The sequence below is a fragment of the Rhodoferax sp. genome, from assembly GCF_023701345.1.
Classification (GTDB): domain Bacteria; phylum Pseudomonadota; class Gammaproteobacteria; order Burkholderiales; family Burkholderiaceae_C; genus Rhodoferax.
The window spans coordinates 1-20124 of sequence record NZ_JAMPXE010000059.1; the positions used below are offsets into that span (position 1 = coordinate 1).

General features: G+C 60.0%; 15 protein-coding genes. 4 read left to right on the top strand and 11 right to left on the bottom strand.

Annotation, left to right across the window (positions count from 1 at the left end; genetic code table 11):
* On the top strand, nucleotides 1-345 hold a 345-nt coding region (locus NDI87_RS09610), incomplete at its 5' end, for a hypothetical protein (RefSeq protein ID WP_296274989.1).
* On the opposite strand, the gene NDI87_RS09615 is transcribed toward NDI87_RS09610, so the two are convergent.
* The 5 genes from NDI87_RS09615 to NDI87_RS09635 form a co-directional block, all read right to left on the bottom strand.
* Nucleotides 342-1007 carry a dienelactone hydrolase family protein gene (locus NDI87_RS09615; protein ID WP_296274990.1) on the bottom strand — a complete coding sequence of 222 codons (666 nt, stop codon included), beginning with the start codon at nucleotides 1005-1007 and terminating at the stop codon, nucleotides 342-344. The genes NDI87_RS09610 and NDI87_RS09615 overlap by 4 nt on opposite strands.
* A 117-nt stretch (nucleotides 1008-1124) precedes the next feature.
* Complete coding sequence (locus tag NDI87_RS09620) at nucleotides 1125-1487, bottom strand: group 1 truncated hemoglobin (RefSeq protein ID WP_296274991.1); 363 nt, start codon at nucleotides 1485-1487, stop codon at nucleotides 1125-1127.
* A 121-nt stretch (nucleotides 1488-1608) separates the two neighbouring features.
* The gene (locus tag NDI87_RS09625) at nucleotides 1609-3030 is read right to left on the bottom strand and encodes an FAD-binding oxidoreductase (RefSeq protein WP_296274992.1); all 1422 of its coding nucleotides are present in this window, start codon (nucleotides 3028-3030) and stop codon (nucleotides 1609-1611) included.
* 74 nt (nucleotides 3031-3104) lie between these two features.
* On the bottom strand, nucleotides 3105-6053 hold the full coding sequence (locus NDI87_RS09630) for a helix-turn-helix transcriptional regulator (protein ID WP_296274993.1): 2949 nt from the start codon (nucleotides 6051-6053) through the stop codon (nucleotides 3105-3107).
* Nucleotides 6054-6081: 28 nt separating this feature from the next.
* Nucleotides 6082-6339 (bottom strand): DUF4242 domain-containing protein, encoded by a 258-nt coding sequence (locus tag NDI87_RS09635; protein ID WP_296274994.1) that lies wholly within the window; start codon nucleotides 6337-6339, stop codon nucleotides 6082-6084.
* Nucleotides 6340-6611: 272 nt separating this feature from the next.
* On the opposite strand from NDI87_RS09635, the gene NDI87_RS09640 reads away from it, so the two are divergent.
* Nucleotides 6612-6926, top strand: a complete 315-nt coding sequence (locus NDI87_RS09640; protein ID WP_296274995.1) for a BON domain-containing protein — start codon at nucleotides 6612-6614, stop codon at nucleotides 6924-6926.
* Between the two features lie 164 nt (nucleotides 6927-7090).
* Here the strand turns inward: NDI87_RS09640 and NDI87_RS09645 are convergent, their stop codons facing one another.
* Complete coding sequence (locus tag NDI87_RS09645; protein ID WP_296274996.1) at nucleotides 7091-7477, bottom strand: hypothetical protein; 387 nt, start codon at nucleotides 7475-7477, stop codon at nucleotides 7091-7093.
* 139 nt (nucleotides 7478-7616) lie between these two features.
* Between NDI87_RS09645 and NDI87_RS09650 the strand changes: the two genes are divergently transcribed.
* Together NDI87_RS09650 and NDI87_RS09655 are read left to right on the top strand one after the other, a co-directional pair.
* Entirely contained in the window at nucleotides 7617-9572 is a 1956-nt protein-coding gene (locus tag NDI87_RS09650) for an AsmA family protein (protein ID WP_296274997.1), read from the top strand.
* Entirely contained in the window at nucleotides 9572-10960 is a 1389-nt protein-coding gene (locus tag NDI87_RS09655; protein ID WP_296274998.1) for a phospholipase D-like domain-containing protein, read from the top strand. Before NDI87_RS09650 ends, NDI87_RS09655 begins: the two co-directional genes overlap by 1 nt.
* An 8-nt stretch (nucleotides 10961-10968) precedes the next feature.
* Here NDI87_RS09655 and NDI87_RS09660 read toward each other — a convergent pair whose 3' ends face one another.
* The 5 genes from NDI87_RS09660 to NDI87_RS09680 form a co-directional block, all read right to left on the bottom strand.
* Nucleotides 10969-13701 (bottom strand): DEAD/DEAH box helicase family protein, encoded by a 2733-nt coding sequence (locus tag NDI87_RS09660; protein ID WP_296274999.1) that lies wholly within the window; start codon nucleotides 13699-13701, stop codon nucleotides 10969-10971.
* Nucleotides 13702-14010: 309 nt separating this feature from the next.
* A complete protein-coding gene (locus NDI87_RS09665) occupies nucleotides 14011-15684 on the bottom strand; it encodes a site-specific DNA-methyltransferase (protein WP_296275000.1) in 1674 nt (557 codons plus the stop codon).
* Between the two features lie 35 nt (nucleotides 15685-15719).
* A complete protein-coding gene (locus NDI87_RS09670) occupies nucleotides 15720-18008 on the bottom strand; it encodes an AAA family ATPase (RefSeq protein ID WP_296275001.1) in 2289 nt (762 codons plus the stop codon).
* 10 nt (nucleotides 18009-18018) lie between these two features.
* Nucleotides 18019-19296: a DUF2130 domain-containing protein gene (locus NDI87_RS09675; protein ID WP_296275002.1), complete on the bottom strand. Its 1278-nt coding sequence runs from the start codon at nucleotides 19294-19296 to the stop codon at nucleotides 18019-18021.
* A 13-nt stretch (nucleotides 19297-19309) separates the two neighbouring features.
* Complete coding sequence (locus NDI87_RS09680) at nucleotides 19310-20122, bottom strand: KilA-N domain-containing protein (RefSeq protein WP_296275003.1); 813 nt, start codon at nucleotides 20120-20122, stop codon at nucleotides 19310-19312.
* Nucleotides 20123-20124: the final 2 nt, after the last annotated feature.

The window sequence follows — 20124 nt, forward strand, 5'->3', positions numbered from 1 at the left end:
CCCTACGTGGGGCGCGGCGGCTGGAGTTGGTACACCGGAGCCGCCGCCTGGCTGCACCGCGCCGCCATCGAGTCACTGTTTGGCTTGAGTCAGCGCGCCCAAACCCTCAGCTTCATGCCCTGCCTGCCCTCGCACTGGCCCAAAGCCGAGTTGACGCTGGTGCGCGGGCAGCGCAGCATGCGCTTCATCCTGGTCCGTGCCAGTACGGCCGACGCGCTGCAAGCCGCAGCCGTGCCGGGCGCGCAATTACTGCAAGCCGGCGAAGCCCTGCATTGGCTTGAGTTGACCGGATCCAGTTGTTTTGTGATTCCACTGCAACAAGACACAAAGCCACCAATGCTTTAGCCCTTCGCCGCCAGATGGTGGCCAAACCAGGCTGCGGCCTGGCTGGCCACTTGCGCCAGCGTGCCGGGCTCCTCAAACAAATGGGTGGCACCGGGCACGATGCTGAGCTTCTTGCTGCATGACAACAGGGCATAGGCGGCGTGGTTGAGCTCAATCACCTCGGTATCGAGCCCCCCAACCAGCAGCAAGGTGGGTGCCCGCACCTTGACCAGGTCATGCTGCCCCGCCAGATCAGGACGACCACCGCGCGACACCACGGCCTGGACCCTGTCACCCATGGCGGCGGCTGCCCGCAGAGCCGCTGCCGCACCGGTGCTGGCACCAAAATAGCCGATCGGGAGCTTGGTTGTTTCAGGGTTCTGCTGCACCCATTGGGTGGCCAGCAGCAGGCGCCGGGTCAATAGCGCGATGTCAAAACGAATCTGGTAGTCGAGGTCTTCCACCGGGGTCAGCAGGTCCATCAACAGCGTCCCCAGGCCGGTTTCACGCAATACCCTGGCGACAAAATTGTTGCGCGGACTGTGTCGGCTGCTGCCGCTGCCGTGGGCGAACAGGACCAGCCCCGAGGGTTTGGCGGGGAGTTCCAGCATGCCTTCGATCAACACATGATCGACCGGCATGCGTACCAGTTGAGACAGCCCGGTTGGATGACTTGACTGCATTGATGCACCTCCAGTGACATCAAAGCTTAATCCGTTCCGGTTCAGCCTGACTTGTGAGTTATCAAGTCTGCAGTCATCTCCAACAGCGCGTGAACGGACTGCACACCCTCTTATTCATCAGACGCGAACCACGTCGCCCTTGAGCGAATACAGGATGGCCAGAATGTCGTTCTTCTCGGCCTGCTCATAGCCGTTTTTCGTCATCGCCGCCATCACGTCGTCGATCGCCGACACCAGCTCCTGTTCGTCGATATTCATGCCCCGGTGGGCCGACAGCACGTCCTTGCCGCTGTAGGTTTGCGGTCCGCCCGTGCCGGCACAGATGAAGTCGCTGACGTTCTGCTCCAATTTGCCGCGGTCCTTGACCTGCTCGAACCGGGTCTTGAACAGCGGGTTGGCGTAGTGCAAGGCGACCACATCCCTGGCAAGCTGGCTGATGCGCTCAACGCCACCCAGGCGTTCATAAAGAGTGGATGACATAACGTTACTCCTTCAGTTTCAGTTATCGGCGGCGCCCGATTGCGCCAGCCTTGGGGTTCAACCATAACGCTGCCCGCCGCGCTGCGCATGACCAGAATTGACCATTCTTGCGCGCCGGCGCTCAAGCCGTGATGTTCTTGGTGTGCCGGAAAAGATTGTCCGGGTCGTACTTTTTCTTCAGCGCCGCGAGGCGGGCCAGGATCGGTTTGCCGTAGGCGGCCTCGATGCGCTGGCAGCCCTCCTCCTCGGTCAGGAAGTTGATGTAGGTGCCACCGGTCGAGAACCCTTGCGTGGCCTCGAAGCAGTCACGCGCCCAGCGCAGGTTGGCCGCGTCGTCGGCCGCACTTTCCCACGCGCTGGTGATGTTGAGCACATAGGCGGCATCGCGATTGCCGGCGGGCGAGTGCTCCGCGGCAAGCTCGCCGAGCGCCCCCTGCAGGTGGAACAGGACAATCGCCGAAAACGGGGAACACAATTGCTTCGCATGCGCAATCAGCACGTCAACAGCCGGGGCTTCGATGCGCGCCAAATAGTGCGACTTCCAGTAGTAGCGCCGCCCCTTGGGCTGGGTGGCGTCGAGCAGGCTCTGCATCTGGGTGTAGGGCCGGCGCGTGACGATGTCGGCCACCGGTCGTCCCAATTTGCGCAGCGGGGCAATGACGGCCTCGCCCGCTTCGATGCTGCCGCTGTGGCAGACAAAGATGGCGATGATCGGCTTGCCATGGATGTCTTTGGGCAGCCAGGGCGCGGGCGGCGCGATGCGCAGCACGGCAACGCAAGTGGTTTCGCGTGACGCCGAGGCGGTGAACTGGCGATAGAAATCAAGCACTTCCTTGGCGTCTTCGGCGCGCCAGGCAATCGCCCCGCCAAGGATCTCGGGGCCCACCGGGAACAGGCGGTACTCGAACGAGGTGACGATGCCGAAATTGCCGCTGCCGCCGCGCAGCGCCCAGAACAGATCAGCATTCTCGTCGGCCGCCGTCCGCACCAGCGTGCCATCGGCGGTGACAACCTCCATCGAGACCAGGTTGTCGCAGGTCCAGCCGTACTGGCGCGTCAAATAACCAAAGCCGCCGCCCACGGTGAGACCGGCGATGCCGGTGGCCGAGACAAAGCCGAGCACCGCCGCCAGGCCGTGCAGCTGGGTTTCGCGATCGAGGTTGCCCAGCGTGCAGCCGGGCTGCGCGCGTGCCGTGCGCGCCACGGGATCGACCCAGACGCCCTTCATCAGTGACAGGTCAATCATCACGCCGCCGTCGCAAACCGCCAGCCCCGCGATGTTGTGACCGCCGCCGCGCACCGAAATCAGAAACTGATGCTGGCGCGCAAAGCGCACCGCCTGGACGATGTCCGCGGTGCCGCTGCAGCGCAGGATCAGGCCGGGGCGACGGTCGATCATGGCATTCCATATCTTGCGCGTCTCATCAAAGGCCGGGTCGTCCGGCCCGAGCACGGCGCCTGCAAAGCCGGCCTTGAATGCCTGCAGGATTTCGGGGGAAACCTGCACCACGCCGCCGTCGGCGGCCTTCAGTTCGATCGTCATGGCAGCTACTCCTTCAGGGTTGTGATGCAATCATTCTTCGACGCCGCGCCGAATTGCGCAATGGTCAGAAATGACTATTCCGGCTTCAACAATCCATGACGAAGCGCGAACGCGGACGCTTCGGTCCGGTTGGCCGCCTGCGTCTTGCCGAGGATGTTGCGCACATGATTGGCGACCGTGTTCTGGCTGCGAAACAGGGTTGTCGCGATTTCCTGATTGGTCTTGCCGGCAGCCACCAGCCGCAGCACCTGCACCTCGCGCGGTGACAAGCCGGCCACCGACGGCAGCGGCGCGGCGCCGGCAGCATCCGCTTGCGTACTGAGGACAGCTTGTTCCAGCGCCGCCATACCCAATTGGCGGGCCTCAGCCAGAGCGGCCTCCAGTAAGGACAAGGCACGCTCCCGGTCAGCGCTGCCCCCTCTGCGCAACAGCATCGCCGCATACGCGTGGTGCGAATGGGCCAGCCACGGCCGGCCGCCGCTGCGCTGGTCGAATTGCATGGCGAACTCAAACTGCTGCTGAGCCACATCCCAGCGCTGCAGCGTCGTCGCCAGCATGCCGAGCAAGCGCGCAGCGGCGCCAAACGACGCGGTGTGCGCGCCGAAAACCAGGTTGCGCCCGGCATAGGGCAGCAGCAGGTCGAACAGCGTGGCCGCGCGCACCGTGTCGCCAAGCCAGGCGCAAACCTCGGCCAGGTAAGCCAGGCTGGCGATCCGGATCGCGTCATGTGGCATGGCGGCAAAGCCGCTGGCGGCGAGTTTGTCGAAAACGGCGCGGGCGTCGTCGCGGGCACCGAGTTCACAGTGCAGCACGGCCAGACCCGGATGCCAGGTCCCGCTGGGCGAGGTTTTGCCCAGAAACTGCCGGAGAACCGGTGCCAGCTCGCCCAGCCGCCCCTGATGGCGGCGCAGCGTGAACATCTGGACCCCGAAAATGCCGGCCGCATTGGCATGATCGAAGCGCTGACCGCAACGCAGCGCCTGGACGGCCAGCGCTTCGGCCTCGGCAAAGCGTCCTTCGTGCGTGGCGATCATCGCCAGGGCAGCCAGGGCCACGGCCTGGTTGAAGGGCTCGCGCATGGTCTCGCCGCTGACGAGATGAAAGCTGGCGGTGGCCGTGGCCGCCACCGTGTCACCCGACTCCATCAGGTCGCCGGTATGCCAGCCCGAAAGGTAGGGCGTCAACCATTCCGGGTGCCCGGCGCGCTGCACCAGTTCCGTCGCCTCGCGCGCGGCTTCAATGCGCAATGCCAGCCGGTCGGGGAACCAGCGCCCGGGCAGGATGGCGCACAGTGCCCGGAACAGCATCAACGGGTCGTCCAGTTCGCGCGCAAGGGCAACCGCCTGCCGAAACACCGTCTCGGCCGCGTCGGGTTGATTCGAAAACAGCAGGGCCTGGCACAACGCGGTCAGCAGCGCCGTGCGGGCGCGCACATCGGCTGGCGCGACCCGCGCCAGTGCCTCGCGGATCAGCACGACCGCCGGCGAGCCCTCGCTGCCCAGACGCCACTGCGCATCGCCGAAGCCGATGGCCGCGCGTGCCAGCAACGAGGCATCACCGAGGCGCCTTGCGCAGCCGGCCGCATTCGTAAAGGTGGCGAGCGCCAGTTCACTGGCGCCGGCGCTGTTCTGGGCGTTGCCCAGACCCAGCAGCAGGCGGCAGCGCTGGGCATCAGTGACGGGGCCCACTGGCAACAGATCGCAGGCCCGCTGGTAATGGCGCGACGCTTCTTCGTGCGCCTGCATCGCCGCCGCACGCTCGGCGGCCCGGGTGGCATAGTCGATGGCCTTGCTGACATCACCGGCCGTGCCGGCAGCCTGATAGTGGTGTGCCAGCGCAGACAGGCAGGGCGTGAGGTCATCCTGGTACTGCATCTCCAACGCCTGCCCGATGCGCTGGTGCCAGCGCGCCCGTTGTGCCGCGGGCAGTTCGTCGTACAAGGTGTCGCGCACCAGGGCGTGGGCAAACTGGTAGCCGCCAGGCTCGGCCAGCGCGTCGATCAGGCTGACTGCCCGGGCCTCGGTCAGGGCGGCCAGGCAGTCGTCTTCCGTCAGGTCCGCCAGCACCCGCTGCAGCAGTTCAAGCCGGAACTCGCGGCCGAACACCGCGGCATGCTGGAGCACGCGCAGACACGATGGGCTCAAGCGGTTCAAGCGCACACCAATGGCTTCGCGCACGCCTTTGGGTACCGCGCGACTACCCGTTCGGGCCGTCGACACACCCGGGACCCGCAGCTGGTTGCGATCCAGCACCAGTTCTGCCAGGAACAAGGGGTGGCCTTCGGTCTGTTCGTGCAGCGCAGCAGCCAATTCGCTCGAGGCGGCAGCGTCGGCCGTGGCGACAAACCGGGCGGTCTCGGCCGGGCTGAAGCCGCCCAGCAGAAAACGCTGGACCGCGGCATGCCGGTGCAACTCCGCCAGAGTGTCCGACAGCGGGTGTTGCCGTGTCACCTCGGCGTCGCGGTAGGTGCCAAGCAGCATCAGCCGGCTGGTCTCGGTCTCGGCCATGATGAATTCGAGCAGGCGCAATGACGGCACGTCAGCCCGATGCAAATCGTCGATCACCAGCAACAGCGGCTGGCGTGCGGCAGCGCGCCGCCAGAAACCTGCGATGGCGTCGAAGAAGCGAAAACGCGCCTTGGCAGCGTCGCTCTCAGGCGGCACGGGCCGGTCAACGCCGAGCCGGCCAAGCTGCTCTGGGTCCAACGCAGCCACATACGCGGCGGCGGAACCAAGCATCGCACCCAGCACGTTCTCGTCCTGCAGCGAGATGTAGCGTCGAATCATCTGTAGCCATGGCCAATAAGGGGGCGCACCCGGCTCCTCCGGGCAGCGCCCCCAAAGTGCCAGCACATTCAGGCGACCGGCATGTGCGACCATCTCTTGCGCGGTACGGGTCTTGCCAATACCGGGCTCCCCGGTGAGCAGCACGACACCGGGTTGCCCGGCAACTGCACGCGCCAGTGCCGCCTGCAAGGCGTCAAGCTCACGCTGCCTTCCTATGAAACTGCGATCGTGTTCCATATCCCCGCAAGCCCGTCCGCTGGGGGGCTCAATTGAACGCTTGCGGCCGCAGTTCACTGACCTCGACGATCACGTCGGCAGGCAGTCCGGCACGACGCGCGGCTTCACGGATAGCCTCGGCGTTGGACGCCTCGTACAGGCAATAGGTCTTCTTCTTGTCGGCCGACAGGAAAGAGAACAGCCAGTGCACGCCGGCGTCGTCGTTGATTTCCTGCACCAGTCGCGCGTCTTCTTTGGTGAGCGCCAACTGCTCGGCAAAATTGCGTTCGATCACAAACAAGGCCATGTCAATCTCCTCAACGTATTGCAATGCATCAACGCTCCACCGCTTCAAAAGCGGTCTTTTACGTTACACCATTTGGGTCCGCTCTGCTCGGCCCGCCATTTCCAGCGTATCAGCCGCAGGAGTGAGCGCAAGAATTTTTGAATACCTTGGGTGCGCCAGCGCACCGACGCCAGGGCGGTCACATCATAAAGTCAAGCTATCGACCGGGATTGGCCCGGCGTTTCGCCCATAGGTGGTGGGGCTAACACCATCAATAACCCATGGAGTTTTATATGCAAATTCGAACCACTCTCGTCGCAGCCATGATGGCTGCCGCTCTTCTCACCACTGCCGGTTGTGCCGTTAGCCGTGGCCAGGAAACTATGGGTGCTTATGTGGACGACACCGGCATCACGACCTTGATCAAAGCCCGCATGGCTGAAAGCAAGCTGGTCAGTGCCACTTCCATCAGCGTTGAAACCCTGAACGGCACCGTGATGCTGTCGGGTTTTGCCAAAAGCCAGACAGAGAAAAGCGCGGCTGAAAGCATTGCCCGCGGTGTCAACAACGTGAAGTCTGTCAGAAACGAAATTGTCGTTCGGCCCTGATCAGAACGCGTCATGAACCAATATCTCATCCACAACGACGCAAAGGCCACGCCAACGTGGTTCCGCAAGAATTAGTGGTGAACCCGCCCTGCGCCTGAGCTTGACCAAAAAGCTTGTCGCCCCGTGATCCGCCTATCGGATCACGGGGCGTCTTTCATATTGCCTTACCCGTTCTTGCCGTTGTTACGACGGCCATTATTGTGTTTTGGCTTTTTCATTTTTTGGTACTTGATCGGCCTGGCCTCCAGGCTGCGCTCCCAGCGACCCGGCTGTCGGACATACGACCCGCCCTGCTGTTCCCAGCGGTCGGGTGCCCAGCGGTAGCCGTCGCGCTGCACGATGGTGCGGCCGCGCACCCAGACATGACGGTCGTTGTTCCAGGCCCAGTAACCGGGCGCCCAGATGTAGCCAGGCTGCATCACGGGCACCGTTTCATACATGGGCGCGGGCGGCGCCACCACAATGTTGAAACTGATCTGGGCAAAGGCTGCTGTGCCAGCCGCCAGCGCCACGGACAGCACCAAAGTTCGAACCATGTTGATGTGTTTCATTGCAACTTTCTCCAGGGGTTAAAGAGGGCATCATCGTGCTTTGGGGTGACCTGGTCAGTGCGTCAGCGCACTGACCAGGTCCATACGTCCAAGTAAACTTGAACTTCGTTTCCATTTCCTCAATTCATAGGGTTTCCCTTTGCAATCCCCTGCCACGATCTTGTTGCGTACGCTCAAATGGACAGCCAGTGTGATGCTGGCCCTGGTCATCGCGGCTGTCTTGTTTTTCGCCCTGTTTGGCTGGAACTGGTTGCGCGCGCCGCTTGAAAAGAAAGTGTTCGAGCAAACCGGACGGGTACTGCTGATCAAAGGCGACCTCGATGTGGCCTTGGGCTGGCCCTGGCCGCGCGTGCAAGCCCGGCAGGTCTCTTTTGCCAATCCGGCCTGGGCGGCACAGGCCCACATGCTGACGGCTGATGAGGTGGCGTTTTCCATCCACTTGCCGCAATTGCTGGCGCAACGCCTGAAGATATCCGACCTGCACCTGGTCAAGCCCCTTGTTTTTCTGCAGCGCCACGCCGATGGCCGCAAAACCTGGCTACTGGACCAGAACCAGCAAAACGACAACGCCCGCATCGACATAGACCGTCTCACGCTCGACCAGGGTGTCATTGGTTATGACGACACAGCGGACAAAACCAGCATTCGCGCCGAACTCTCGACCGTCTCTGCGTCCGCGGGCAGCCAAAGCGACTCCGGGGTGAACTTCGTCGCCAAGGGCAAATTCAAAGGCCTGCCCCTTGTCGCCAAGGGCTTGGGAGATTCGGTGCTGGCACTGCTTGATGAAAACACACCCTATGGCCTGACCATTGACACCACTGTGGGCCAAACCCGCATTCAGGCCGAGGGTCACGTCACCAGCCTGATGAAGTTCAGTGCGATTGACATGCAGCTGGCACTCAGCGGCGACAACCTGAACCAGCTATTTATCCTGACCGGCATCGCCCTGCCCGCCACGCGCGACTATGTCGCCCAGGGACATCTGGTGCGCAAGGGCAACACCCTGCGCTACGACGCGTTCTCGGGGCGGGTGGGCACCAGCGATCTGGTCGGGTGGTGGCAGGTCAAGACAGGCGGCAAACGTCCTTTGCTCACCGCTGATCTGGTCTCGAACCAACTCACTCTGGAAGACCTGGGCCCGGTCATTGGCGCACGCCCTGGAAAACTGCAGGCAGCGACCAAAGCCGTTGAGCAGACCGGACCGGCCGGGGCTGTCACACCTCAATCCAAGCGGGTCATGCCAGATTTACCCTTCAAATTTGCAAATTGGGATTCCGTAGATGCCGAGGTCAAGTTCAGCGCCCAATCCATGCGCAAGGCCAGTTACATGCCGCTGGAGGCGCTCAGCACCCATTTGAGCCTGAAAGATTCGGTGCTGACACTGGATCCGCTCCAGTTTGGCGTGGCAGGAGGGCAGATCAATGCCGTGATCATGCTGGACGGCCGTAAAAACCCGATACAGGCGAAGGCCCAGCTGCAACTGAAACGGCTGGCGCTGGCCAAATTGCTGCCAGCCGATCAAAAAGGCAAAGCCAGCAGCAGCCAGATCGGCGGCCAGATCAAGCTGGCCGGCAGCGGCAATTCGGTGGGCAGCATGCTGGCCCATGCCGATGGCACGGTTGGCTTGCTGGTGTCGGGTGGCGAGATCAGCCAGATGACGATGGAAAAAGCCGGCCTGCACCTCTGGGAAATATTCCGGCTGACGCTGACCGGCGACAAACAAATCAAACTGCGCTGTGCGGTGGCCAACTTCGACGTCAAAGCCGGCAACATGCATGCCAACACCTTGCTGCTCGACACCGAAGTGACCACGCTGCTGGGCTCTGGCAACATCGACCTGGCGCAGGAAAAGCTGGACTTGACCCTGAACCAGAAAACCAAAAACACCAGCCCGCTGGCCTTGCGCAGCCCGATCCACATCAGCGGCAATTTCGCCAAGCCCATCATCCGGGTGGACCCAACCCGTATGGCAGCGCGCGCCCTGGGCGCGCTGGCACTGGGTGTCATCAACCCGCTGCTGGCCCTGATCCCGCTGGTTGATGCCGGGCCCGGCCAGGACAGTGATTGTGTGCAATGGTTACAGGGGAAAAAATGATGCTGAGAATTCTCAATCAATTTTTGCTGGTGCTGGTGGCGGGCTTGGGCGCGGCGGGCTGTGCCACCTTGCCCGACACCGATGCCCTGATTGCGCGTCACAGCGCGCAGGAAACCAACTTCGAGACTGCGCGCGGCCCGGTCTCGGCCAAAAGAAATGCCGCCATCCTGGCCGAGTTGCAGCGCAAGTCAGGCAACCTTGACATCCTCGACAGACAAATGGCGCTGGAGCAGGCCATCAGCGACAGCCCTCTGGTGCTGGGCAACAAGGTTGGCCTGCTGCAGGATGGTGCGGCCACTTACGCCGCCATGTTTGGCGCCATCCGCCAGGCCAAAAACCACATCAACCTGGAAACCTACATCATCGAGGACGATGCCACCGGCGAGGAATTTTCTGATTTATTGCTGCAAGCCCAGGCGCGCGGCGTGCAGGTCAACCTGATCTATGACAGCGTGGGCGGCATCAACACCCCCAAAGCATTTTTTGAGCGCCTCACAAAAGCCGGCATTGCGGTGCTGGAATTCAACCCCATCAACCCGCTCACCGCCAAAGGCCCCTGGCAAATCTACAACCGGGATCACCGCAAGCTGCTGATCGTCGATGGCCGCTCGGTGATTCTGGGCGGCATCAACATTAGCAATGTTTATACCTCGGGGTCGGCGGTGCTGCAACGGCTCATCAAGCCCCCTGCCGAAGGGGTGGCGTGGCGCGACACCGACCTGCAAATCGAGGGTCCGGTGGTGGCGGAATTCCAGAAACTTTTTTTGCAAACCTGGGAAAAACAAAAAGGCCCGGCGCTGGCCGCCAAAAATTACTTTCCAAAGCTCACAGCGCAGGGCAAGGACATCGTGCGCGCCATTGGCAGCACCCCCGACGACCCCTACAGCCTGATCTACCTGACGCTGATCTCGGCCATCGGCAATGCCGAAAAGTTTGCCCACCTCACCAACGCCTACTTTGTGCCCGACCCGCAACTGCTGAAAGCGCTCACCGATGCGGCCGCGCGCGGGGTGCAGGTGCAACTGATTTTGCCCAGCCATTCCGACTCCGAGCTGGTCTTTCACGCCGGCCGTGCCCATTACGCCGAATTACTGGCGGGCGGCGTGCAGATTTATGAGCGTCAGGGCGCCCTGCTGCACGCCAAAACCGCGGTGATCGATGGCGTCTGGTCCACCGTGGGCTCGACCAACCTGGACTGGCGCAGCTTTCTGGACAACGACGAGGTCAACGCCGTGATTCTGGGGCGCGAATTTGCCGCCCAGATGCAGGCCATGCACCAGCAGGACCTGGACGCCTCCCAGCGCATCACGCCGCAGGCCTGGGCCAATCGGCCCTTGAAATTCAAGCTCAAGGAATGGCTGGCGCAGCACTGGGGGCGCTTGCTGTAGCAGCCAAGTCAGGCTTGCGCAAAAGCCAAATAGTCCATCAGACGCTTGTCCTCCGTCACCTGGTCGTGGGGAATGAGCAGGTAGCGCCAGGGCTGGGTGCCATTTGTGCGCGCGTGGTCTGACGCATGTTGGCACCACAGCGCACCGGCCCGGGCTTTGGCCTTGACATCGTCCGCGCCCAATTCATTGCGCGCCTTGGTTTCCACCATCAACTTGTGGTGAGCGGTTGCCACCACAAAGTCTGGCACGTACTCGGATTGCTCCGCGCCCAGCTTGTACACCATGTGAAACTGCCCTTTGGCGGGCTTGAACCATTTGTCGGCATCGCGCTCCAGAATCACAGCAAAACGGCGCTCGGTGTCGGAATCAAACTTTTGCAGCGGGTACAGGCAGCGCGAGAAATGACCGAACACCATTTGCTTGATGCGGCCAGGCTCATCCACCGTTTGGCGGAAGTCACGCACCGGCTCAGCCAGACTCACGCTGTAGGTGGACTCCTTCAGCGCCGTATAACCACGCCGTACCACCACCGCATAACCAGTAGCCGACTCGTAAAAGTGGCTCATCATTTGCGCATGGATGTTGTTGGCGATCAGTTGCCGGTCCAGGTCCAGCACATTGCGCACCTCGCTTTCCTCACTCAGGTAGCTTTGCAGGTGCGCCACCATTTGCCCAGACAGGTCGTACAGCAGGCTGGCATGGGCGGTGTAGTCAATGTCGTCAAATTCGCTGAGCGCATGAACAATGTAGTCTTCCAGCCGCTGCATCGGTTTGCCGCTTTGTGCCGACAACGTGAACTGCACATGCGTGCGCAAAGCTTGCCCCACCAATGAGCGGTCTTTGGGCTGCAAGTGCAGGCCTGCCACGTCCAGCGTGAAAGGCCTGAAGCCGCTCGTCACCACCCCTTGGGGCACCACGGCAATGCGCGGTATATCAATGGTCTGCTTCACCGCTTCTTCCACCGTGCGGCGCACCACCTCGGCCACATCCAGCTCTGGCGGCGCATCTTCGCCTACCAACACGCTGGGCTGCACGGGCGGCAGTTTTTCTTTCACCGCTTCGGTCAAACGGGCCTGCAGCGCCGGGCTCAGCAAAGCCTGGCGGCTGGGCGCATCGCCTGGCCGAAGCTCGTACTCGGCCAGCACCTGCATCACCACCGCCGCAGTTTGTCGCTCATGCGACGTGCTGAACACAGGCGTGGTCGAACCAGTGACCGCAGTCTGGGTGGTCACATCAGCAAGTTCAGACGCGTTCTCCTGCTGATTCAGCCCCAAGGCTTGCGCCAAATTGGAAGCCACCGTCAGGCTCTGCAGTCCGTCACCCGCCGCATCGGGCGCTTCCAGAATCAGGGTCTTGAGCTTGATTGGTGAATCGGCCCGGTTGGCGTCGTCGATGATGTCCTGAAACCGGTCATGCGCAATGATGTTGAGCCGGTCCACCGCATCCACCCCGGTGCGCTTGCCGTAGGGCAGGCGCAGGCCGCGGCCAATGGACTGCTCCACCAGCGTGCGCGCATTGGCGGCGCGCAGCGGCACGATGGTGTAGAGGTTGGTCACGTCCCAGCCCTCCTTGAGCATGTTGACGTGAATCACGATCTCGGTCGGCTCGTCCACACTTTCCACGGCCAGCAAGCGGCGGATCATTTCTTCCTCCTCCGCGCCGGTTCTGCTGCTGTCCACCTGAATCACCTTGTGCGCATAGCGGCCAGCAAAAAAGGCATCCGACTGCACCAGCGCCAGCAAGGCACCCGCATGCGTGGTGTCGCGCGCAATCACCAGCATGAAGGGCTTGACCTCCTTCACGCCATTGCTGCGGGCGTAGGTTTTCAGCTCCACCTTGGTCGCCTCGTGCAGGCGCACGCCGTCTTGCAACTTGACGCGTTCCACCTCTTCCGGTGGCATGTTGCGGGCGTCAAAGTTGCGCTGCGTCACCACGGCGGGCTCCTTGACAAAACCGTCTTCCATGGCGCGCGCCAGCGGGTAGTCCATCACCACGTTTTTGAACGGCACCGGCCCTTTGCTGGACTCTACAAAAGGCGTGGCGGTAAGCTCCAGCCCCATCAAGGGCCGCAGCTCATTGATGGCCCGCACCCCGGCGCTGGCGCGGTAGCGGTGCGACTCGTCCATCAGCAACACCAGGTCCGGCAACGCCGCCAGATAGTCAAAATAACTCTGCCCGATGTACTCGCTCAGCCGCTTGATGCGCGGCGCCCTGCCCCCGCGCACCTCCGAGCTGATCTTGGCAATGTTGAAGATGTTAATGGTCACCGGCGACAGCAAGTCATGCAGCGCCTGGGCCCGCTCCTCATAGTTGTCGCCGGTGATGATCTCGGGCGGGTAGGCGGCAAAATCGGCGATGCCCTTGAACACGTACTTGGGCGTGTTGGGCGTGAAGTCGGCAATCAGCTTGTCGTAAATCGTCAGGTTGGGCGCCAGCACAAAAAAGTGCTTGATGCCATGCGCCGCATACAAGTAGCTGATGAACGCGCCCATCAGCCGCGTCTTGCCGACACCGGTGGCCAGCGCAAAACACAGCGACGGAAAATCGCGCTCGAAGTCCTGCAGCGTCGGGAACTGGCTTTTGAGCGTGGCCAATATGGCCGCCACGTCCGCCGCATCCCGGTCGTGCTGCAGCATGGCCGGGGCTGCCTCGATGGCGCTGGCCAGCTTGGCCAGCGACTCGGTCTGTGGCGGGCGCAGGCTCAGGCGCCCGGCAATGGCAGTGACTTCGCGTTGGCTCATGCTTCTCCCTTTTTGTTCTTGCGCACGACGATATCCGAGACAGCGTCTCGGAAATGAACAGCGCTAAATTCTCGATGACTCATGAAATAGTTTTGTCCTGTGGTCGAACACGGACGATCTGGCCTGAGCGCACCACGATCAAGTCTGTGCCAGTCTGCTCCGCCACCTGGCGTGCCCGAACTGCAGCCCGTCGCAAAGCGTTTAGCGACCCAGTCACAAAATTGGGCAATATGTCGACTGCGTCCAATTTCCGACTCGATGCGTCGGAAACTGGACCACTCAATCGATTAGCAACAACGGCCTTGACCTTCATACCGCATCCCCACCAAACAAATCATTCTGCGCCGGGGCCTCTGGCTTCTTCTGCTGCGCCATCGGCAGGTTGGCCACGTTCAGGCTGTAGTCGTCATGACCCCATTCGCAACGGTCTTTGACCATCTTGGGGATTTTCTTGAGGGTCAGGTTGGGCCAGCGCTGGGCCGCCTGCGCCGCCGTCACGCCCCGGTAGGCGCCACAACACACCAGCAGGCTGCGCGGGGCGTTCGGGTCCAGCCCGACCTCGTAGCTCAAGGCTTCGAGTTGCCCCGGCCCCAGCGTTTGGGTGGTGACATAGATAAAGTCGCTCTCGCTGCTGCGCCCCTGCTGCCACCACACAGTCTCTGACGGCGCATAGGCAAAGCCTTCGAGCTTGCACATCGCCGCCGACAACATGCCGGCGTCGTACTCGGGGTTGATGACCAGATTGCCCCAGCGGTCGGTGGACAGCAGCGTGGGCGCCAGCTCGTAATACCGAAAGCCGCCGCCGCCCTGCCAGCCGGTGGCCTGGGTCACACCGCCGGGGTCTTGCCCGTCGATGACTTTCTGCAGGCGCGGCACGATGTGCGTGTGGCAATGCTCGCCCAGCTCCACCATGATCCAGCGGCGGGCCATTTTGTGGGCAACGGCGCCGGTGGTGCCGGAACCACCAAACGAATCTAAAACAAGATCACCTGGATTGGTGGCGATAGAAATGACCCGTTCAAGCAATGCCTCCGGCTTCGGGTTATCAAAGACGGACACATCTTGGAGGAGTTGTAGCAAACTTTTTTTGGCCTCGTCGTTAGTACTTACCTCAGACGCGGGCCAGATGGTTTCAGGAGTTAAGCCTTTATCCTCGTTATCTTTCAAGAATTTCTTTGCTCTCGGCGCGTTGTCTCCATTGGCGCCAAACCAGATATTTTTGGCTGCAACTTCCTGCTCCATGCGACCTTTCGTGTAGAGCCAGCAGCGCCCCTTGGGCGGTTCAATTTCTCGGCCAGATGGCAGTCTCAACGTGTAAAACTGACTCGCAGTAGCATGACCAGCCTGCGCGTTTACCGACACAGATTGCCAAGGTCCTCGTGAGTCGTTGTCTGGGTTTTTGTAGCGTGCGAGCACCTCCGACGTTAGTCCCAGCGGATTACGTACGCTTTCGAAACTTGTCTTGATTTTTCCGTATACCAGCAAATGATCATGGTTGAATGAAAAAGCCCGTCGATTCTCACGCGAAGTCCGCTTCTCCCAAATCATATTGGCAACAAAATTCCGACGCCCAAACACCTCGTCGCACATCACCTTGAGATAGTGCGCCTCGTTGTCGTCAATCGTTATCCACAGCGAACCATCGTCAGCCAGCAAACGGCGAATAATCTCCAGCCGATCCCGCATCAGCCCCAGCCAGATCGAATGCTCCAGTCCGTCGTCGTAGTGCTCAAAAGCGCTGCCGGTGTTGTACGGCGGGTCAATGAACACACACTTCACCTTGCCCGCAAACTCCGCCTCCAGCGCTTTCAGCGCCAGCAGGTTGTCGCCCTTGATGAGCCGGTTGTCAAAAATATCTTTGTCCGTCACCCGCTGCTTCGCGTGATAACTGCGCTTCGGGTCTTCCAGCAAAATGCGCGGCTCCAGTCGCGGTCGTTGGTCCTTGCCGATCCAGGTGAGTTCTAGTTTTTGTTGCTTTGTCATACGGGCTATCAGATCACTCTTCTATGCGCTGGGGACTAGGCTGGAGCACCCTTGTGGACCACGCACAATGCGCGATCCACAAACGTTTTCAGCTCAGGTGCCGAGATGGAGGCAGCATCTGCATCCGGGATGGTGTCATGATGAAATTGACCAACATAGTCATTAATTTCATTCAACTCGTCCACCAAATTCGCCGCATGGCACAAAGGGCTTGGAGTCATAGAGTCACGGATATGAACGACCACTTGACCGAACATCAAACCCTTGGGAACAAGTCCTGGGAATCGCCGGTGCAGATAGCCTTCAAGCATTGGGCGCACTGCTTTGGCCACCATGGCGGGATCACCGCCATTTCCAATAGAAAAATTGTTGAGCAACCTGTGGTGTCTCGCATAGTCCGATTCACACTCCTGGTCTATGTCCAACGAAGCAAAGTCGGTGTAGTTTTGAGGAGCGGCGGTGAGCTGAAACATTGCTATCGGCGCTGTGCTGTCGTCTTTCTTTAGCGCATCGCGAAGATCACGAAGGAAGTACGGATCATGTGCCAGCACGATAAGTTGCTCAGCCTTGGCGTAAATTTTCCGAAGTACCGTACGAGTGTGATGCCTGCGATTCAAATCGAGGCTGCACATGGGGTCGTCAACGACTACGACACGACTCGCCAGCTTTGGATCTACCAGCGTGCTGGCAACAAAGAACGCAAATGCCAGAGTCCGCTTATCCCCCTCACTAAGAGCTGTGGCAAACGACGGCGAACCGCCTTCCAACGCAACGTCCTTGCCCCGTAACAACAATCCGTAATCGCTACGTGGAGCATTGCCCCTAAAGTTGGCACTCATCCCCTTGATGCTGAATGAAGCGCCAAAGTTCTTCAAGAGAGTATTGATTGACGTTTGATACCTGCCCAGTGTCGAGGTCATAAGGCTGTCGAGGTTTTCACGGGCAGCCTTTTTTGTCTTGTCAGCGCTGTTTACGCCTGTTCGTGCGGTTGCGAGCTGTACGAGAAGTGTGACGACTTGAGGGTCATACCTGCGTTTGATGGCCTGAAGCCTGAGAACCTGCTGCTGCAACTGCACAGCATTCTCACCGTCAAGTTGTATCTTGTACGTGGAAATCAGGCCTTCGGCCATCTGTATAGCGGCATTCGCCTCACGAATCGGAGTCAAGACTTGCTCCCATAACCCTACAGCCTTCGTCTTGTCCTCTGCACTTCCCAATGCTTCAAGCGGTTCGCTCTGCTTTTTGCGAGTCAACTCCAGCAAGAACTCCCGGAGGGCCTTCAGGGATGCATTGGCTGTTTCAAAATCAAAAATAATATTTTTAGTCTGTACGTGTTCCGCCCACGCGGCCGCTTGTGCAGCAGCTATACCGACGCTCTTCCCTATGCCTTCAATGACGCTGTCTGCCATGCCAGCAGCAACCTTTTCTTGCAGTCCGGCAACCGTACTCTTCAGGGCGGCATATGCTGCGTTGAAGTGAGCTTGATACGCACTCACGAGTTGATTACTGGAAACGTCCTGATCACAAAAAGGGCACGAAAAACCGTCACCGAAATGGAGGCCTTGACTCAACCAACCCTCCGCGCCTTTGCCGCCTAGTTTTGCAACGTGCTGCTTTACGATTTGTTCGGCGTCCGCATGTACATCCTTCAGAGAAAGAGCGAGTCCCGCAAACATGTCGTCCAGGTCAAATGAAGGCTCCGTAGCTGCCTTGGGGATCTGCTTCACTTGGATCGCCGCAACATTGCTGGCTGCGAGGATGCGCTTATTCAGCTCAGCGACTTTAGTGTCGATATCGAATTCATCTGGAAGTTGCTCAAACTGCTGAAGCAACATGCCTGGGTGGTGTCCAGACAACTGGCTTATTAGACTTGTGACTAGATCGGAAGCTGCCTTCGATGCTGTCGTTGCTGCGTCAACTGCCGTCCGAGCGGCAACTGCCGCTTCGCCGAGAGCAAACTCAAGCAGGTTCTTTCGATGATCTGTGCTCACCGCACCACCGGAATGAACGTTGCGCCCAATGAACTCTGCGTCAAAAACCAGGATTTCCGGTCGCTTTTCAGACCAAACTCCATTCACAAAGTTGACTTTGTGCCCGCTTCCAAACTGGAGCACGACTTTTGGCGGTAACGTCCCATCGATCGTTTTGTATGCGGAAATCAAAGCAGCGTTTCCTGTTGATACAGAGCGAATGGTCGTGGCCAGCGTCGATTTTCCTCGCCCGTTGTCCGCGTAGATCAGTGTTGCCCTGTGACAGGTATGAGGCTTCCCATTCGCCTGATGCAATAGACCTATCCCCTGAATATCAGAAATTCGTTCGAGCATTTTGACTCCTTTAATCCGGGTTGAAGTCGAGCGCAGGCAATTCCAGCCCCTCAATTTCTTGCAACGACTTCCCCGCAATCCCCTGCAAATCCCCATACATGCCCACCGTCGCGCCCATCACGCGCTCAATCTGCTCCTGGCGCTTGGCCCATTGTTTCATGATGACTTTGCGCTCCTTGTCCAGGTCGTCCTGCATGTTGGAAAAGGCTTCCACAATCGCCTCCACGCGGTGCCGGAAGCGCGGGCCGGTGAGGTACTGGTAAACCATCTCGGTCTTGGTTTGTTGGCCTTCGCTCAAGGCGCGGGTCTGGCTGATTTGCAGCAGCGCCTGGCGCAGCATGATGGCCACGGGGATGGCCACGCGTGGCGACGCGATCCACACGCCGTCCACCAAGTCAAAACTTTCCACGCCCTTGGGCAGTGCCTGGCTGACCAGCACGCAGACCTCGGCTTTGGCACTGCGCTGGTCTTCACGCAGCTTGGACAGCCAACCGTCGCTCCAGTTGCGGGTGCGTTTGGATTCCCACAAAATACTGCCGCAGGGCGTGCCGCTCTGGCTGTTGACGCGGTGCAGGGCATCGCCGCCAAACTCGCCTTTAGGCACCGGCTCGATCAGGTCAAACGGAAACTTGGCTCGCAACAGGTTTTCCAGTTCCAGCTCTTGCACTTCGCCCTGCAGTTGCTGTGAACCTTGCTCGGCTTTTTGCTTGAGTTCTTCAATCTTTTGCTGCATGGATGCGATGGTCTGATCTTTTTCGGCAACTCGCAGCTTCATGCTGTCTTCGGCTTCACGTTTGGCCAGGCTGCGCACTTCGCCCAGGCCGTCTTGCACGCGTTTTTCAATGGTCAGGTCCAGCTCGCGTTTGGCGTCGTCCAGCTCGCGCTGCTTTTTGATCAACTCAGCCTGCGCTTTTTGGGCTTCAGCCAGTTTGATGTCGCGCTCCTTGAGCACATCTTGCAGCTCTGCCAGTTCGCGGGCTTTGGCGTCCAGCTCGTTGGCCGATGCGGCCTTGGCTTTTTTGGCTTCTTCCGCAGCGACGCGGGTGCGTTCAAGTTTGAGCTGACTGGCAACCTGGTCGGCCACCTGTTCGTCCAGATCACGTTTGGCATCCGTCAGCGCCTTTTCCTTTTCGCGCATGGCACTTTCGCGCTCGGCCATGTCGCGGTCTTTTTGCGCCAGTTGCACCTCGAACTGCTGGCGGGTCGCGGCAATCAGCGGCGCAGCCAGCGACTCGGTGAGCTTGATTTCTGTCCTGCAGTTGGGGCAGATGATGGTGGGTTCGGTCATTTGGCAATCTTTTTCATGGGCCAGGGTTTGCCAGTTGTTGCATTGCGTTCAAGCCAATCAGCGAACGCATCTGCGTGATGGCAATGGCGTTGAGTTGCACCAGCCGGTCTTTTGAAACCAATCCCTGGTGAATGAATACCGCGTTAATGCTTTCCAAGTTTGACAGTACCACCAGTTGTTCAAGGGTGGCGGCATCGCGCATGTTGCCGCTCTGATCCGGGTTGTCTTGCCGCCACTGAGCAGCTGTAAAACCAAACAGGGCAACGTTGAGCAAATCTGCTTCACTGGCGTAGATGATGCTTGTCTGTGTTGGTGTCAAGCGCGGCGGGACAAGTCGCTCTTTGATGGCATCGGTATGGATTTTGTAATTGACCTTGGACAAAGTGCGCTGAAAGTTCCATTCCAGAGATGTTGCACGGGATTCTTCATCCTTGAGGCGCTGGAATTCCTTGATAAGGTACAGCTTGAACTCCGGACTCAGCCAGGAGCCGAATTCAAAGGCAATGTCTCTGTGCGCATAAGTACCGCCACCGCGCCCTGACTTGGCGTAAATACCGATCGCGGCTGTGGCTTCGATCCATTTTTTGGGCGACAAAGTAAAGCTATTCAGGCCTGCCAGGTTTCTAAACCTGTCGAATTCGATAGGTTTAAAGTTGACGTTGTAAAGCTGTTCCCAGATGCCAAGAAACTCAATCGTGTTACGGTTTCTTAGCCAGTTGTAAAGGATGATCTCGTCGCCAAAATGCTTCACCATGTCGGTCAAAGAAATGTAGTCTTGTTCGTGGCGGGTCGCGATGGTGATATCGGCGCCTTTGACGTTGATGATGC